Origin of the sequence: Pseudomonas sp. A-B-19 (genome assembly GCF_019947515.1) — a bacterium.
In the GTDB taxonomy this organism is placed as follows: domain Bacteria; phylum Pseudomonadota; class Gammaproteobacteria; order Pseudomonadales; family Pseudomonadaceae; genus Aquipseudomonas.
Genome location: NZ_JAGYGN010000018.1, coordinates 102364 through 118381, shown reverse-complemented (window position 1 = coordinate 118381; position 16018 = coordinate 102364). Strand labels below are relative to the sequence as shown.

Sequence of the window (16018 nt, the reverse complement as noted above, 5' to 3'; positions counted from 1 at the left end):
GTCACAAGTTGTCAGTCATCGATAGGGTGAGTAAGCTGTACTCATGAATCAGCCATCGATATCTTCATCCTCGCCCAGCCTCCGTGGCCCAGCCGATCACGACATTCGAGACCAGATTGTCGCGGCGGCCAATGAACATTTCAGTCAGTACGGCTACGGCAAAACCACGGTTTCCGACCTGGCCAAGGCCATCGGGTTTTCAAAGGCCTACATCTACAAGTTTTTCGATTCCAAGCAGGCGATCGGTGAAGCCATCTGCGCAAATTGCCTGGCAGAAATCGTCGCGGCTGTGGACCAGGCAATCAATGTAGAGGGCCTGTCGCCGACGGAGCGCTTTCGACGTTTGGTCAAGACGGTGATCGCCACAGGTGTGAATCTGTTCTTCAACGACCGAAAACTCTATGACATTGCAGCGTTCGCGGCGTCGGAAAGCTGGCCCAGTACGCAGGCTTATGACGCACAGATCAAACGCTTCGTGGCGCAAATAGTGCGAGAGGGCCGAGAGATTGGCGAATTTGAACGCAAGACTCCGCTGGACGAGACAGTAGAAGCGATACATCTCGCGCTACGGCCATTCGTCAATCCTTTGCTGCTGCAGTACAACCTCGATTTCATCGAGGTGGCGCCCACGCTCACCTCCAATCTTATCTTGCGTAGCCTCATGCCTTGACCTTCGGCTAAAGGTATTACGGAATACGCTAATGCCAGTCAGTTAAGGGATCGACCAGCGCTGACTAACCTGTGGCGAGGGAGCTTGCTCCCGCTGGACTGCGCAGCAGGCCCATTTGTTGGGGCCGCTGCGCTGCCCAGCGGGAGCAAGCTCCCTCGCCACGGGTTCAGTGTCTCGGCTTAACTGATCGGCATTACGGCATACCCGGGTCAGCACCAGATCATCAAAACGGCTTCTCACTTTGCCCTTCTTCCCATCCGTCGAAGGGCATTTTATTTATCTGGTTTGTGACTATTGACTGAATCGGTCACATGAATAAGTATGGGGATGCGTCGCTTCTACTGTTTCATCTCAGTGATACCCATAGAGTTCAAACAATGAAAACAATATTGCTCAAGAGCCCATTGGGCCTCGCTGTCGTGCTCGCATCCTCAAACGTTTTTGCAAGCGGCTTCGCTCTCAATGAACAAAGCATCAGTGGGATGGGGTCCGGGTTTGCCGGTCGCTCCTCCTCCGCTGAAGATGCGAGCACGGTCTTCGGTAATCCCGCAGGGATGTCTCGCTTGAAAAGGGAGCAGGTCAGCGTGGGGGCGGCGACGCTTTTCGCGAAGTCCGACATAAGCCAGACCCGCAGTACATTCGCAGGTCAGGAAGATGGTGACATGGTGCCCACGACCACGGTGCCGATGGGTTACTACGTCAAACCCATCGATGAGCATTGGGCGTTTGGTGTGGGTTTTTATGTGCCTTTCGGTCTGATGACGGACTATGGCAGCGGTTATGCCGGGCGTTACTACGCCAATAAAAGCGAGGTCACGACACTTACGTTCCAGCCCACCATCAGCTATGCCTTCAACGACAAAGTTTCGATCGGGTTCGGTCCCACCATCAACCGTATCGGCGGTGAGATATCCGGGATGGTGCTCAACCCACTCAGCCCTGGTCGCAACGACGGAAAACTCAAAAGCACTGGCGACGACACGGCCCTCGGTTTCAACGCCGGTATCCTGGTGCAGGCTACAGACCGAACCCGTTTGGGCATGACCTACCATTCCAAAGTCAGTTATCAATTGGATGCCAAGACCAAGGTCACTAACGGCATCTTTAGCGTGTTGGGGGTCAGCGGCCAGAGTTATGACGCTTCGCTGGATGTGAATACACCAGAGTCAGTGGATTTCTCGGTGACTCATCAGCTTGATAACGACTGGACCCTCTATTTGGGGAGCACCTGGACTCGCTGGAGTCGCTTCAAGGAATTAACCATCGAGAACACAGGATTACCCCCTGTGTTGAGCGGAGCGCTGGGCACCATTACCGAAGAACAGAATTGGCACGATACATGGGCACACGCTATTGGTACGGCGTACCAACTGAACAACCAATGGGTACTGCGCGCAGGTTTTTCGGTTGATCAGTCGCCCACCAACAACACCAACCGGGGACCACGCATTCCTACAGGCGACCGGAAGGTTATCAGCTTCGGTGCCGGCTGGACTCCGGCGGACAATGTCACGATCGATGTTGCTTATTCCTACCTGTGGGAGGAGAGCGTGCAGGTCAACGAAACCTCGCCGACCAGAGGTGCATACAGCGCCAAATACAAGAACAGCGCGAGCGGGCTCGGTACTTCTGTCAGTTACCGCTTCTAGTTTGAGTGCTGTCACGCGATAACTGTCCGGTCGGGAGCGCGCGTTGCCTCCCGACTTTTAAGAGGTTCTTCACGGAATTCCGGGGGAACAATCTCCAGATCGAAAAAGCAAGATCAAAAGATCGCAGCCTGCGCAACCACTCGATAAACAGCATAAATGCTCGCGATAGCGCTGGGGATATGGTTGCTTTTGCCCTGGCGCACGCAAAACCTTTTAAGAGCGCGTCACCTTATCAGCTCATCGTGTCGCAACAGGCTGGGCTTCAGGCGGTTGCCAGCCACCACCCAGCGACTTGAATGCCGCAACGGCCGCTCGTGCCGATTCCGTTCGTGCTTGGGCTCGGGCATCGGAAGCCTGCAGCATCGTCTCGTCAGCGTGCAGGACATCGATCAGGCTGGCCGTGCCTTTCTCATAGGCAATGAACGACGATTGGCGAGCCTGGGTCAGCGACGCCTCTCCAGCGGTGAGGGTGGTTGCTTGAGTTTCCCGATTCACCAGTGAGGACAACGCGTTCTCGACATCCTCGGTGGCGCGCAGCACAGACTGGCGGTAAGCGGCCAGGGTTTCGGCTTCCTGTCCCTTGGCCTGGTCGATTTCGGCGTTTATGCGACCGAAGTCGAAGAGTCTCCAGCGCAGTCCCAATACGCCCGCCGACTGGCTGGCGCCGCCGGTAAAAAGGTTGCCTGCGGATACTGCCGTGGCACTGCCCAGCAATGCGCCAAGGGAGAATTTCGGGTAGTACTCGGCAATCGCCTCCCCGATGCGTGCGTTTGAGGCCGCAAGACGGCGCTCAGCCACAATGAGATCTGGCCGGCGGCGCAGCAAATCGGCCGGCGTTCCCATTGCATTTATCTGCGGCGCTACAGGAATGCTCCCCGCGCTTGCCAGTTGCGTGCGGTGAGTGCCTGGCGGCGTGCCGAGCATTACATCCAGCGCATTCATGGCAGCATCCAGACCGGTCTGCAGGACCGGCACTGTCGCTTGGACCTGCGATAGCTCCCCCTCGGTCTGGTGAACCTGATAGTTGGCGGCGAGCCCCTTGCTGTAGAGCAATTGGACTTTCTCTAACAAATCCTGCTGCGTTTTGACTTGCCGATTCGCAATGTCCAGCCGCGCCTGCAGTCCACGGACAGTGATGTAGATATCAGCGGTCTGCGCGGCGATGGCCAGTCGTGTGGCAGCGACGCCCGCCTGGGAAGCCTGGTACTCGGCCAGAGCAGCTTCACGTGCGCGGCGCAATTGGCCAAAGACATCTGCCTCCCAGCTGGCATCGAGATTGGCCTCGTAGGAACTGGCGTACCGATCATTGCCTGGCGTTGAGTTCAACACCTGGCCGAGTGGCGTCTCGATTGACTGGTAGGAGCGCGCGGCCTGTGCGCTGATGTTCCCTGAGGGGAGTAGAGCGGCATTTGCATTACCTAGCCCGGCCCGCGCCTGCGTGACTCGCGCGGACGCTTGCGCCAGGTCCAGATTCTGCTCGAGCGCCTTGGAGATGAAGTCAGTGAGCACTGGATCACCAAAGCCTTCCCACCAGGCGACAAGGCTGGTCGGCGTCGCGCTACGCCGCTGTTCGACAGAAGGCTGACCCATGTAACGATCCGAAAGCGGAGCGTCTGGACGATGGTAGTCCGGACCGACCGCGCAACCTGCCAATAAGCCGGCGCAGACCAAAAGAGCAAGGGGGTGGAGGGGAGGCATCGAGATTCCTTCAACGGAGGATGTTTGTGACCATATTACGTAATGGTCACATTCTGTCAATTGAAGTGATTTGAGCGGTTTTTTGGTTTTGCTAGCGGATGAGCGGTGCTCATGGTGTTGAGCTTGAGACGCTGGATGTTTCATGGTTTGTGACTATTGACACTTATAGTCACTAGGTTGAGAATATGACGCTCGTCCTATTTTGAAGTAAGGGAACCTATGCGCCGGCTTCGATCTTTCCCCATTGCCGCTTGCTTGTTGCCTCTGGTCCTGACGGCATGTGGCGACTCATCCACCGTTGAGGATCCGCGCACGCATGCCCCTCTGGTCAGGTCCGCAGCGGTTCAGGGTTCTTCCGACGCCTCACGCTCTTTCACGGGTGTCGTGGCTGCCCGCGTCCAGGGCGACCTTGGCTTTCGGGTATCAGGCAAGGTGCTTGAGCGCCTGGTTGACACCGGTCAGAGCGTTAAACGTGGTCAGCCACTCATGCGCCTTGACCCAATCGACCTGGGGCTGCAGGCGCGAGCACAGCAAGAGTCGGTCATGGCCGCTCGGGCCCGGGCCAAACAGACAGCAGATGACGAGGCTCGATATCGCAACCTGGTCGGCGCAGGTGCTATTTCCGCGTCGGCCTATGACCAGGTCAAAGCCGCAGCGGATACCGCAAAGGCGCAGCTTGGCGCCGCTGAAGCGCAGGCTGATGTAGCCCGCAATGCTTCTGGTTATGCGGTGCTGTTGGCGGATTCCGACGGCGTTGTGGTGGAGACGCTCGCCGAGCCCGGCCAAGTTGTCAGCCCGGGACAGCCCGTGGTTCGGCTGGCGCGGGCAGGGCAGCGCGAAGCGATCGTGCACCTGCCCGAGACGTTGCGCCCCGCAGCAGGATCCACCGCGCAGGCGACGCTTTATGGCAATGCCACGGATGCTGTGACCGCGAAGCTGAGGCTGCTGTCTGACTCGGCCGACCGCATGACACGCACCTTCGAGGCGCGGTATGTGCTTGAGGGCGCGCTGGCCAATGCACCGATAGGGTCGACCGTCACGCTTCGGATCGCTGAAGGCACCTCGCAAGGGCAGGGGCTGCAAGTACCGATCGCTGCCGTTTATGACCCAGGCCAAGGCACTGGCGTGTGGGTCATCGCCGGTACACCGGCGAAGGTGGCCTGGCGACCTGTACAAGTCCTGGGCTTGAGCGACGACACCGTGCGAGTCGCGGGCGACCTCAAGGTCGGCGAGCAGATCGTCGCGTTAGGCGCACATCTGTTGCGCGAAGGTGAAGAGGTGAGAGTGCCTCAACAGGATGACGTCAAAGTTGCCGGGGGTCGTCCATGAGCGAAGGGCGCTTCAATCTTTCCGCGATCGCCGTGCGTGAGCGCTCGATCACGGTGTTTCTGATCTTCCTGATTGCCGTTGCGGGCATCCTGGCGTTCTTTCAGCTGGGGCGTGCGGAAGATCCTCCGTTTACGGTCAAGCAGTTGACGGTCATTACCGCGTGGCCGGGCGCCACGGCGCAGGAGATGCAGGATCAGGTAGCAGAGCCACTTGAAAAACGCCTGCAAGAACTGAAATGGTACGACCGCACGGAAACCTACACCCGTCCTGGCCTTGCTTTCACGATGGTGTCGCTGCTCGACAGTACGCCGCCCTCGCAAGTGCAGGAGGAGTTCTATCAGGCGCGTAAAAAACTCGACGACGAGGCCAGGAAGCTGCCGGCGGGTGTCATCGGGCCAATGGTCAACGACGAGTTTTCGGACGTGACATTTGCGCTTTTCGCCCTGAAAGCCAAAGGCGAGCCGCAGCGACTGTTGGTGCGTGATGCAGAGTCGTTGCGCCAACAACTGTTGCATGTGCCGGGCGTGAAGAAGGTCAACATCATTGGGGAGCAGCCCGAACGTATCTTTGTGTCCTTTTCCCATGATCGGTTGGCCACCTTGGGTATCTCTCCTCAGGACATCTTTGCCGCGCTGAATAATCAAAACGTGCTCACGCCCGCCGGTTCAATCGAAACCAATGGGCCGCAGGTCTTCCTCCGGCTGGATGGCGCCTTCGATAAGGTGCAGAAGATTCGTGACACGCCCATTGCGGTTCAGGGGCGCACGCTCAAGCTGGCCGACGTGGCGACGATCGAGCGTGGGTATGAAGATCCGGCAACCTTTCTTGTGCGCAATAACGGTGAAGAGGCCTTGTTGCTGGGGGTCGTGATGCGTGAGGGCTGGAACGGCCTTGACCTGGGCAAGGCGTTGGACTCAGAGATGACCAGGATCAATGAAGGCATGCCGCTGGGCATGACGCTCTCCAAGGTCACCGATCAATCTGTGAATATCAGTTCGGCCGTCGGCGAGTTCATGGTCAAATTCTTCGTCGCGCTGCTTGTGGTGATGCTTGTCTGCTTTCTCAGCATGGGCTGGCGGGTAGGCGTTGTGGTCGCTGCGGCTGTGCCGCTGACGTTGGCCGTGGTGTTTGTGGTGATGGCGGCCACTGGAAAGAACTTTGACCGTATTACCCTCGGCTCGTTGATTCTGGCGCTCGGCCTGCTGGTGGACGACGCCATCATCGCGATCGAAATGATGGTGGTGAAAATGGAAGAGGGCTACGACCGCATCAAAGCCTCCGCGTACGCCTGGAGTCATACGGCCGCGCCGATGCTTTCCGGCACGCTGGTGACGGCTATCGGCTTTATGCCCAACGGCTTCGCGCAATCGACAGCCGGCGAGTACACCAGCAACATGTTCTGGATCGTGGGCATTGCCCTGATTGCCTCCTGGGTGGTTGCGGTCGCTTTTACCCCGTACCTGGGGGTGAAGCTGTTGCCGGACATCAAGAAAGTCGAGGGCGGTCATGCGGCCATCTACAACACCCCGAACTACAACCGCTTCCGCCAGGTTTTGACGCGAGTCATCGCCCGCAAATGGCTGGTGGCCGGCACTGTCATCGCTGCGTTTGTCGTGGCGATCCTCGGCATGAGCCTGGTCAAGAAGCAGTTCTTTCCGACCTCGGACCGTCCCGAGGTATTGATTGAAGTGCAAATGCCTTATGGAACCTCCATTGAGCAGACCAGCGCGACCACCGCCAAGGTCGAGGCCTGGCTGCAAAAGCAGGATGAGGCAAAGATCGTCACGGCCTATATCGGGCAAGGCGCGCCGCGCTTCTATCTGGCAATGGCGCCGGAACTGCCTGATCCGTCGTTTGCGAAGATTGTGGTACTGACGGACAGCCAGGAGGCGCGCGAGGCCCTCAAGTTGCGTATCCGCGAAGCGACGGCTGAGGGACTAGCCCCAGAAGCGCGGGTCAGGGTGACACAGCTTGTGTTTGGTCCGTACTCGCCATTCCCTGTTGCCTACCGGGTGATGGGACCTGATCCGTCAACGTTGCGCGAGATTGCGGGCCAGGTACAGGACGTGATGCAGGCGAGCCCGATGATGAGAACCGTCAACACCGATTGGGGACCGCTGACGCCGACGCTGCATTTCGCTCTGGATCAGGATCGCCTGGAGGCGGTGGGGCTGACGTCAAATTCAGTCGCGCAGCAATTGCAGTTCCTGCTGGCCGGAGTACCGATCACCGCGGTTCGCGAGGACATTCGTTCGGTGCAGGTGGTGGGTCGCGCAGCGGGTGATATCCGGCTCGATCCCGCCAGGATAGAAGGCTTTACGCTGGTAGGTACGGCGGGTCAGCGGATCCCGTTGTCTCAGGTAGGAGCGGTGGATGTGCGTATGGAAGATCCGATCCTGCGGCGTCGTGACCGCACGCCGACCATCACCGTGCGTGGCGACATTGCCGAAGGCTTGCAGCCACCGGACGTCTCGAGCGTGATCATCAAGGAGCTGCAGCCGGTCATCGACAAGCTGCCTGACGGGTACCGGATCGAGCAGGCGGGTGCAATCGAGGAGTCGGGCAAGGCCGGTAAAGCGATGTTGCCGTTATTCCCGATCATGATTGCCTTGACGCTACTGGTCATCATTGTGCAGGTCCGTTCGATCTCGGCGATGATCATGGTGTTCCTCACCTCACCCCTGGGATTGATTGGTGTGGTGCCGACACTGCTGATCTTCCAGCAGCCGTTTGGTATCAACGCTCTGGTCGGCCTGATCGCCCTTTCGGGTATTTTGATGCGCAATACGCTGATTCTGATCGGGCAAATCCATCACAACGCGCAAGAAGGGCTGGACCCGTTTCACGCAGTGGTCGAAGCCACGGTACAACGTGCCCGCCCGGTACTGCTGACAGCGCTGGCGGCCATCCTGGCATTCATTCCGCTGACCCATTCCGTCTTTTGGGGGACGCTGGCCTACACACTGATCGGAGGCACGTTCGTCGGAACCATCATGACGCTGGTGTTCTTGCCAGCGATGTACGCCATCTGGTTCAAGATCCGTCCTGGCAATACGGGGCAAGCCGAAGCAGCGAACAAACAGGCAAGCCTGGTGGATAGGGCGCCACCCGTCCTCTCGCCGCTGACCTGACTCTGTAGGAGCAGCCGGTCGACGCTCGATTGCTCGCGATGGTCGTCAACGATGACGCGTATTTGCTGGCTAAACGCGGCGCTCTTGAGTCCATCGCGAGCAAGCTCGCTCCTACACGTGTGGCCATGCCAGCGATGGTCGTCAACGATAACGCGTGTAAACCGGATAAACGTGGCGCACGTGAGTCCATTGCCTGTAGGAGCTGGCTTGCCAGCGATGGTCGTCAACGATAACGCGTGTAAACCGGATAAACGCGGCGCACGTGAGTCCATCGCGTGTAGGAGCTGGCTTGCCAGCGAAGGTCGTCAACGATAACGCGTATAAACCGGATAAACGCGGCGTACTTGAGCCCATCGCCGGCAAGCCGGCTCCTACAGGATCTACCCATAAAACGGCTGGTACCCACCGGGATTCCACGAAACGCCAAAACGAAAAAACCCGCCTGTGAGGGCGGGTTTTTCGGTGGTTTCAGAGATTTTTAAAGCCTTCTCTGGAACCTTGTCTGGCTCACGACCTGGACTCGAATAGAAAAATAAGCATCTGTTTTTCAATGATATTATTCTGATTTCTAAAACTTATATCCCTACGATTATCCTAATAACGCCCGTATTTTATGCGAACTCTTTCGATACCCATGAGCACGGCAATAGCCAACTGCCAAGGTGGTATACGCAGGCAATTCTGCGGCTCTATATTGGTGAGCTTGATCGTCCAATGGCCATTATAAATCCTCATTTGAGATATAGAGCTCATTAGGCTACCGGGTTCGTTTGACGAGCCCTCCAGATGGATGGACTGCAATCGAAGTGTCGACTGAACCAGCGGGAGAAGGCACTGAGTTCGGAAAAACCCAGAACGCCGGCTATCTCACTCAAAGGATGATTGGAGTGTGCCAGGTGCCGCATTGCCAGCTCAGCACGCACCTGATCCAGCAGGGAGGAAAATGTTTCGCCTTCCTGTACCAGCTTGCGATGCAGTGTTCGCCTGTCAAATCCCAGGTTGACCGCTACTTGCTCTACCGAGCAGCGCCCCGTGGGCAACAGCATCCAGATCATCTGGCGCACCTGCTCAAGCAAAGCGGTTTTGGATTCTTCGCGGATACTGTCCAGATACTGATGAACATAACGGGCCATGACTGGATCGGCACTGGGCAATGTCTTGTCGAGGTCGGTACTGCGACAAACGATGCTATCCATCAGACTGTTGAACTGCACCGAGGTGGCGAACACTCGGCGGTGTCGGCTGTCGTCGATCGGTGCAGTGTGACGGAAGCAAACCACTGAAGGATGCCAGTGGTTACCCAGCAAGACTTTCAGCAAGCGGTGGATCACCGCGACGGACAACTCCATCGCCTGGCGCACCGGCAGGTTACCCACCGTGACCTGTTCCATACGCAAAACCACGACGCCACCACTTTCCTCGATATTCAACACCAAACCCTGATTGTGCAGGTAAAGGAAATCGCGGAACGCTTCCAGGGCTGAACGGATGGTTGGCTCGTCACGCCACAATAGTGCCAGAGGTCCCAGATTGGAGAGCTTGCGAGTTTCCGCCATGCGCAGGCCAAAATCATCCACACCGGCTTCGCGCGCAGAACTTTCGAGCAGTTGCACTACGGCTTCGGTGGGAATCTTCAAATCTGGCTCGAGCAGGCATCGCGGATCGAGACCGACGAGGCGCAATTGCTGCAGGTGATCAACGTGCAGAGATCGGGCTATTTCAGCGTAGTTGGTCAGGCTGGCACTGCGAACGAGACCGCTCATGAATGATTTACCAATCCGGGACAGCGATTTATCAGCTTAGCAGGTCGATGTCCCGCTAAGTCAAGAGACATGCCGGCAGCCGGGCGACACTGCGTCACCACCAAGACGGAGTGTTTCCAATGAAATTGCATGATCGAGTTGCCTTGATTACCGGTGGCGCAGGTGGCCTGGGCCGGGCCATCGCCCTGCGCTTTGCCAGCGAAGGCGCCTGCGTGGTCATTTGCGACATCAACGAAGAGGCGCTTGAGGCCACGCGTGCCGAGATCGAGGGGCGCGGCGCACAATGCCTGGCACTGCGTTGCGATGTCTCGTCGAGTGGTGAGGTGAACGCGATGTTCGACCAGATCGACGCGCGCTTCGGCGCTCTGCATATCCTGGTCAACAATGCAGCCCTGGTGCCAGACAAACCCCATGACGAAGAGCGGCGCAAGCGGCATTACGCACTGGTAACCCAGCCAGTGCGCCGTCAATCGTTGGAAATTACCCGCAATATGGACGATGTCGAATGGAAGCGCTTCTGGGCGGTAAACGTCGACGGGGTGTTCTATTGCACCCGTGCCGCCTTGCAGCGCATGGAGCCGCAGCGCTACGGCAAGGTCATCAATATCGCGAGCATCGCCGGTATTTCCGCCATGAGCGCCCACAGCCCGCATTACTCCGCGACCAAGGGGGCAGTGATCGCATTCACCCGCTCGGTGGCCTACGAGGTGGCCGGCGCCAATGTTCAGGTCAATGCCATCTGCCCCGGGGGCGTACGAACCCCGGCCTTCGAAAATTTCCTCGATCAGCAATCGCCTGAGCAACTCAACGTGCTCAACCAAATCCTTCCGCTGGGGCGATTGGGAGAGGCCGAGGAATATGCGGCGCTTGTGTCCCATCTGGCCTCGGATGAGTGCTACCTGGTCGGCTCGATCATCAATGCAGCGGGGGGAACCTACATCTGAGGCATTTCGCGGTGGGCGACGAGAGTGTCCCGAAATGTCAAATCGATATCCCGTAAGGTCAAACAGAATCGAATCAGTGAACTTAGAGTGGGTTCAACCACTAACAAAAATAAAAGGAACTGTTCATGTCTCTCAATCAGTCCGAGACGGTCACCCCGACCTGCGATGCCATGCGCGAAGCTGGTAATTGGAATCCAGCCTGGGACACGTTGGCCGAGCTGGATGCCGAGTGGATCGAAAAATTCCTCGCCATGGCCGTGCACCCGATGCGCAATGGCGTGCTGGAGCCCAGGACCATCGAACTGATCTCGATCGCTGTCGACGCCTCCTGCACTCATTTGTATGCCCCGGGCGTCCGCCGTCACATCCGCAAGGCCCTGGAACTCGGCGTCAGCGTAGAGGAAGTGCTCGCGGTGTTGCAGCTGACCTCGGTGCTGGGCATCCACAGCATGGCGGTGGGCGCCCCGCTGCTTATCGAAGAAGCGCAGAAGCTGGCCGCCGACGGCCCGATGCAAGACACCTACTGAATTCCTTCCGACAACGCATTTCGAGGTCACCGCCATGTTCTACACCCATGACTCGCTGTACCCGGAAAACCAGGACAAGCTGATCATCTCTGTTGCGCCCTACGGTCCCGAGTGGGTGCCGTCCGACTTCCCGCAAGATATTCCGGTGAGCATGGACGAGCAGGTGCAGAAGGCTGTCGATTGCTACAACGCCGGAGCCACCTTGCTCCACGTGCATGTACGCGAGGCTGACGGTAAAGGCTCCAAGCGCATGTCCATGTTCAACGAGATGCTGCATCGCCTGCGTGAAGCAGTGCCGAAAATGATTCTGCAGGTGGGCGGCTCGATTTCCTTCGCTCCTGAACCTGGTTGTATTGCCCAGTGGCCAGCCAATGACTCGCGCCACGCCCTGGCATTGCTCGAGGCAAAGCCGGATCAGGTGACCATCGCCATTAACACCAGCCAGATGAACATCACCGAGCTGCTGACCGCGCAGGACATCGAAGGCACGTCGCTGGCAGAGCCGGCCATGCTGGCCGCGTTCCGTGACATGTACCTGGAAGCCGGCCCGAGCTTCTATGAAACCAACCTGCGCCTCCTGTGTGAAAACGGCATCCAGCCATTTTTCATGCTGGGTCATGTCCATCAGCTGGAAACCGTCGAACACATTGTGCGCAACGGTCTGTACAAGGGCCCGCTGAACCTCTGCTACGTGGGCATTGGTGGCGGCCTGGCCGGACGGCATCCAGCCGATCTGGTCGAATTTGCCCGCCGCGTGCCCGACGGTGCGGTACTGACCAACGAGTCGATCATGCGCACCATTTACCCCACCAATGCCATCGCCATTGCTATGGGGCACCACGTACGGGTCGGCATTGAAGACTGTCTGAGCGGCCCGCGTTATGAACGTATGACCTCCGTACAGCAGATCGAATGGTGCGTACAGCAGGCCCGGCACCTGGGCCGCGACATCGCCACTGCCGACGAAGCCCGCGCCACCATGAAGATTGGCGAAACCTACGCCAGCACCGACGAAACACTCAAGGCGCTTGGCTGGGCGCCGAATCGCCAACCGGGCCAGCGCGGCAATTTGATGTGGGACTAGCGCTAGGTTGAAAACATGCGGTGGGTTGCCCACCGCAGACACCTATTCGTGCGGCCTTGGCCGTGCGGCAATCCTGATCACGCTGTTAGTGAATCAACCTGGAGTGCCCGTTATGGCTCTTCCCATCAGCAGCACCGACATCGCCGAGGATGACGCACCACGAGTTTCGCGTGGTTACGCCTGGCTAGTGTTTGCGCTGACATTTGGCTTGATGTTGTCCGACTACATGTCGCGCCAGGTCATCAATGCCGTTTTTCCCTCGCTCAAGGCCGAATGGGCCTTGAGCGATACCCAGCTCGGCGCGCTGGTCAGCGCCGTCGCTCTGACCGTCGGGCTCATGACCTTTCCCGTGTCCTTGCTGGCTGATCGTTGGGGCCGCGTGAAAAGCGCCACACTCATGGCTATCGTCTGGGGCCTGGCGACCATCGCCTGCGGCCTGAGTGGCAACTTTGTTGCGATGCTCATGGCCCGCGCCGTGGTCGGTCTAGGGGAGGCGGGCTACGGCTGCGCAGGTGGTGCCATTCTGCTCAGTGTTTTCCCGCGGCGCCTGCACTCCACAGTGATTGGCGCCTTCCTCGCCGCTGCGTTGTTCGGCTCGGTACTCGGGGTAGTTCTGGGCGGCGTGCTGGCCCAACATTACGGCTGGCGCATGGCGTTCATCGCGGTGGGAGCGGGGGGCCTGTTGCTCGCCGTGATCTACCCGATGGTGGTGCGCGAGCCTGCAAAACCCGTCGTACAAACTCCGGTCGCGCGCATGCCGCTGAAGGCCGTGTTGCGGACACTGCTGACCACGCCGACTTCGCAGTGGACCTACCTCGGGTCTGGCCTGCAGATGTTCATCCAGGGTTCGGTGATTGCCTGGATGCCGAGCTATCTGAACCGTTTCCATGGCATGGACATGACCCAGTCAGCGACCAGCGCCGGCCTGTTGGTACTGGTCGCAGGAATCGGCATGACAGGTGGCGGTGCGCTGGTCGATCGCCTGAGCCGCCGCGATGATCGCAACAAGCTGCGCGTCCCCATGCTCTTTGCCCTGATCTCGGCGCTGATCCTGCTGACGGCTTTTGCGCTGCCGCCCAGCCCGCTGCAATTGGTGCTGATCGGTGTCGGTCTGCTGATCGGTGCCGGTTTCGCCGGGCCTTGCGGTGCGGTGATTTCGGATGTAACCAGCGCGTCGATCCATGCTTCGGCGTTGGCGGTCCTGGTGCTGGCCAACAACATTATCGGCCTGGCTCCCGGCCCGTTCATCACTGGAGCGCTCGCCGATGTCTTTGATCTGCAAGTCGCCATGGCGGTGGTGCCACTGGCCAGTTTCGGCGCGGTCTTTGCCTTTCTACAGGCCGGTCGGCACTACCGAAACGATCTCGCTCGCCTGCAGCAGGGAGAGCGTACTTCATGAACAAGAGACTCCTCGCGCCCCTCTCTGCATGACCACAAACAGCCAGCAGGACAAGGATTATTGCTCGCTGCAGCAATGCCTTTGAGCGCCGCAAAACTGTAATTCAAACAATAATAGGTGACCATTGATGCTCGGCCTGATGCAACACCAACCGCTACTGATTTCTTCGCTGCTTGAGCACGCCTGTGTTTCCCACCCGGACGCAGAGATCGTCTCGCGCATCGCAGAGGGAAGCATCCATCGCTGCACTTACGCTGATATCGGCCGCCGCGCAGGTCAGATTGCCAACGCCCTGACCACCCTCGGTGTGCAGCCGGGCGAGCGCATCGGCACGCTGGCCTGGAACGGTTACCGGCACATGGAACTGTACTTTGGCGTATCCGGCATGGGCGCCGTCCTGCATACCATCAACCCGCGCTTGTTCCCTGAGCAGATCGAGTTCATTGCCAACCATGGCGAAGACCAGTACCTGTTCTTCGACCTGAGCTTCGCTGCCCTGGTGGAAGAACTGGCGCCGAAACTGCCGACGGTCAAAGCCTTCATCGCCCTGTGCGATCGGGCGAACATGCCCGACATCAAGGTTGCCAACCTGCGCTGTTATGAAGAGCTGCTTGCCGACCATTCGACCCGGTTCGATTGGCCGTCGCTCGATGAAAACAGCGCCTCGTCAATGTGCTACACCTCCGGCACCACGGGTAACCCCAAAGGCGTGCTGTATTCGCATCGATCCTCCGTGCTGCACTCGATGATGTCCTGCACTCCCAGTGGTTTTTCTCTGTCAGCCAACGACGTGGCATTGATTGTGGTGCCGATGTTCCATGTCAACGCCTGGGGCATGCCCTATGCCGGTGCCTTGTCCGGTGCCAAGCTGGTTCTGCCGGGGCCGGCCATGGACGGTGCCAGTCTGTACGAACTGATGCGCGATGAAGGCGTGACCATGGCGCTCGGCGTACCGACCGTGTGGATGATGCTGCAACAACATGTTGAAAAGGCCGGCCTGCAACCCCGCGACGAGCTGTGCCTGAATCGCGTGGTCATCGGTGGCGCCGCTGCACCGCGCGCGGTTGTCGAATGCTTCGAGCGTCTATTCGATACCCGCGTCATGCATGCCTGGGGCATGACCGAGATGTCACCGGTGGGCACCGTCTGCCATCCGTTGCCCAAACACGCCGACGCCAGCCTCGAGCAACGCCTTGATCTGCAGAGCAAGCAAGGCCGCGCCCCCTATGGTGTGGCGATGAAGATCATCGACGAGGAGGGCAGGAGTCTGCCGCGTGATGGTAAGGCTTTCGGTCATTTGCTGGTCAAAGGTCCGTGGATCGCCAGCAGTTACTTCGGCGGCGAAGGTGGCCCGATCCTCGACAGCGACGGTTGGTTCGATACCGGCGACATCGCCACCCTCGACCCGGATGGGTACATGCAGATCACCGACCGCGCCAAGGACGTGATCAAGTCCGGCGGCGAGTGGATTTCCTCGATCGATCTGGAAAATGCAGTCATCGGCCACCCGGCCGTCGCCGAGGCTGCGGTGATCGGCATCGCCCACCCGAAATGGCAGGAGCGTCCGCTATTGGTGGTGGTACTCAAGGCTGGCCGGTCCGCCAGTCGCGAAGCCTTGCTGGATTTTCTCACCGATAAAGTGGCGCGCTGGTGGCTGCCCGATGACGTGGTGTTCGTGGATGAACTGCCACACACCGCCACGGGCAAGGTGCAGAAGCTGAAATTACGAGAAATGCTCCGTGATTATCGGTTACCCGCCTGAGCGATAGGTTCCGGTTACACCCTACAAAAAAACAAAAACAAAAACACACAGGCACATCAGAA

11 protein-coding genes are annotated in these 16018 nt (G+C 58.7%); 9 read left to right on the top strand and 2 right to left on the bottom strand.

From position 1 onward, the window contains the following. Positions 1-43 precede the first annotated feature (43 nt). Entirely contained in the window at positions 44-670 is a 627-nt protein-coding gene (locus tag KGA81_RS19990; RefSeq protein WP_223547817.1) for a TetR/AcrR family transcriptional regulator, read from the top strand. A gap of 377 nt (positions 671-1047) precedes the next feature. After that, entirely contained in the window at positions 1048-2319 is a 1272-nt protein-coding gene (locus KGA81_RS19985) for an OmpP1/FadL family transporter (RefSeq protein ID WP_223547816.1), read from the top strand. A 237-nt stretch (positions 2320-2556) separates the two neighbouring features. Here KGA81_RS19985 and KGA81_RS19980 read toward each other — a convergent pair whose 3' ends face one another. Then, positions 2557-4017, bottom strand: coding sequence for an efflux transporter outer membrane subunit (locus tag KGA81_RS19980; RefSeq protein ID WP_223547815.1), 1461 nt, complete (start codon positions 4015-4017; stop codon positions 2557-2559). A 219-nt stretch (positions 4018-4236) separates the two neighbouring features. On the opposite strand from KGA81_RS19980, the gene KGA81_RS19975 reads away from it, so the two are divergent. Together KGA81_RS19975 and KGA81_RS19970 are read left to right on the top strand one after the other, a co-directional pair. Then, entirely contained in the window at positions 4237-5346 is a 1110-nt protein-coding gene (locus KGA81_RS19975) for an efflux RND transporter periplasmic adaptor subunit (RefSeq protein ID WP_223547814.1), read from the top strand. Further along, complete coding sequence (locus KGA81_RS19970; RefSeq protein ID WP_223547813.1) at positions 5343-8477, top strand: efflux RND transporter permease subunit; 3135 nt, start codon at positions 5343-5345, stop codon at positions 8475-8477. The genes KGA81_RS19975 and KGA81_RS19970 overlap by 4 nt, the downstream gene beginning before the upstream one ends. A 752-nt stretch (positions 8478-9229) precedes the next feature. Here KGA81_RS19970 and KGA81_RS19965 read toward each other — a convergent pair. After that, on the bottom strand, positions 9230-10240 hold the full coding sequence (locus KGA81_RS19965) for an AraC family transcriptional regulator (RefSeq protein ID WP_223547812.1): 1011 nt from the start codon (positions 10238-10240) through the stop codon (positions 9230-9232). 119 nt (positions 10241-10359) lie between these two features. On the opposite strand from KGA81_RS19965, the gene KGA81_RS19960 reads away from it, so the two are divergent. The 5 genes from KGA81_RS19960 (at position 10360) to KGA81_RS19940 (ending at position 15956) form a co-directional block, all read left to right on the top strand. Beyond that, positions 10360-11184 (top strand): SDR family NAD(P)-dependent oxidoreductase, encoded by an 825-nt coding sequence (locus tag KGA81_RS19960; RefSeq protein ID WP_223547811.1) that lies wholly within the window; start codon positions 10360-10362, stop codon positions 11182-11184. 125 nt (positions 11185-11309) lie between these two features. Continuing rightward, positions 11310-11711: a carboxymuconolactone decarboxylase family protein gene (locus KGA81_RS19955; protein ID WP_223547810.1), complete on the top strand. Its 402-nt coding sequence runs from the start codon at positions 11310-11312 to the stop codon at positions 11709-11711. Between the two features lie 34 nt (positions 11712-11745). Continuing rightward, positions 11746-12795, top strand: coding sequence for a 3-keto-5-aminohexanoate cleavage protein (locus KGA81_RS19950; RefSeq protein ID WP_223547809.1), 1050 nt, complete (start codon positions 11746-11748; stop codon positions 12793-12795). A 112-nt stretch (positions 12796-12907) separates the two neighbouring features. Next, positions 12908-14194 (top strand): MFS transporter, encoded by a 1287-nt coding sequence (locus tag KGA81_RS19945; protein ID WP_223547808.1) that lies wholly within the window; start codon positions 12908-12910, stop codon positions 14192-14194. Between the two features lie 127 nt (positions 14195-14321). Then, positions 14322-15956 (top strand): 3-(methylthio)propionyl-CoA ligase, encoded by a 1635-nt coding sequence (locus tag KGA81_RS19940; RefSeq protein ID WP_223547807.1) that lies wholly within the window; start codon positions 14322-14324, stop codon positions 15954-15956. Positions 15957-16018 lie beyond the last annotated feature (62 nt).

What these genes read in the sequence shown, in the direction of transcription:
- KGA81_RS19990 (WP_223547817.1), top strand. Translation starts at nt 44, where the DNA reads ATGAATCAGCCATCGATATCTTCATCCTCGCCCAGCCTCCGTGGCCCA.
- KGA81_RS19985 (WP_223547816.1), top strand. Translation starts at nt 1,048, where the DNA reads ATGAAAACAATATTGCTCAAGAGCCCATTGGGCCTCGCTGTCGTGCTC.
- KGA81_RS19980 (WP_223547815.1), bottom strand. Translation starts at nt 4,017, where the DNA reads ATGCCTCCCCTCCACCCCCTTGCTCTTTTGGTCTGCGCCGGCTTATTG.
- KGA81_RS19975 (WP_223547814.1), top strand. Translation starts at nt 4,237, where the DNA reads ATGCGCCGGCTTCGATCTTTCCCCATTGCCGCTTGCTTGTTGCCTCTG.
- KGA81_RS19970 (WP_223547813.1), top strand. Translation starts at nt 5,343, where the DNA reads ATGAGCGAAGGGCGCTTCAATCTTTCCGCGATCGCCGTGCGTGAGCGC.
- KGA81_RS19965 (WP_223547812.1), bottom strand. Translation starts at nt 10,240, where the DNA reads ATGAGCGGTCTCGTTCGCAGTGCCAGCCTGACCAACTACGCTGAAATA.
- KGA81_RS19960 (WP_223547811.1), top strand. Translation starts at nt 10,360, where the DNA reads ATGAAATTGCATGATCGAGTTGCCTTGATTACCGGTGGCGCAGGTGGC.
- KGA81_RS19955 (WP_223547810.1), top strand. Translation starts at nt 11,310, where the DNA reads ATGTCTCTCAATCAGTCCGAGACGGTCACCCCGACCTGCGATGCCATG.
- KGA81_RS19950 (WP_223547809.1), top strand. Translation starts at nt 11,746, where the DNA reads ATGTTCTACACCCATGACTCGCTGTACCCGGAAAACCAGGACAAGCTG.
- KGA81_RS19945 (WP_223547808.1), top strand. Translation starts at nt 12,908, where the DNA reads ATGGCTCTTCCCATCAGCAGCACCGACATCGCCGAGGATGACGCACCA.
- KGA81_RS19940 (WP_223547807.1), top strand. Translation starts at nt 14,322, where the DNA reads ATGCTCGGCCTGATGCAACACCAACCGCTACTGATTTCTTCGCTGCTT.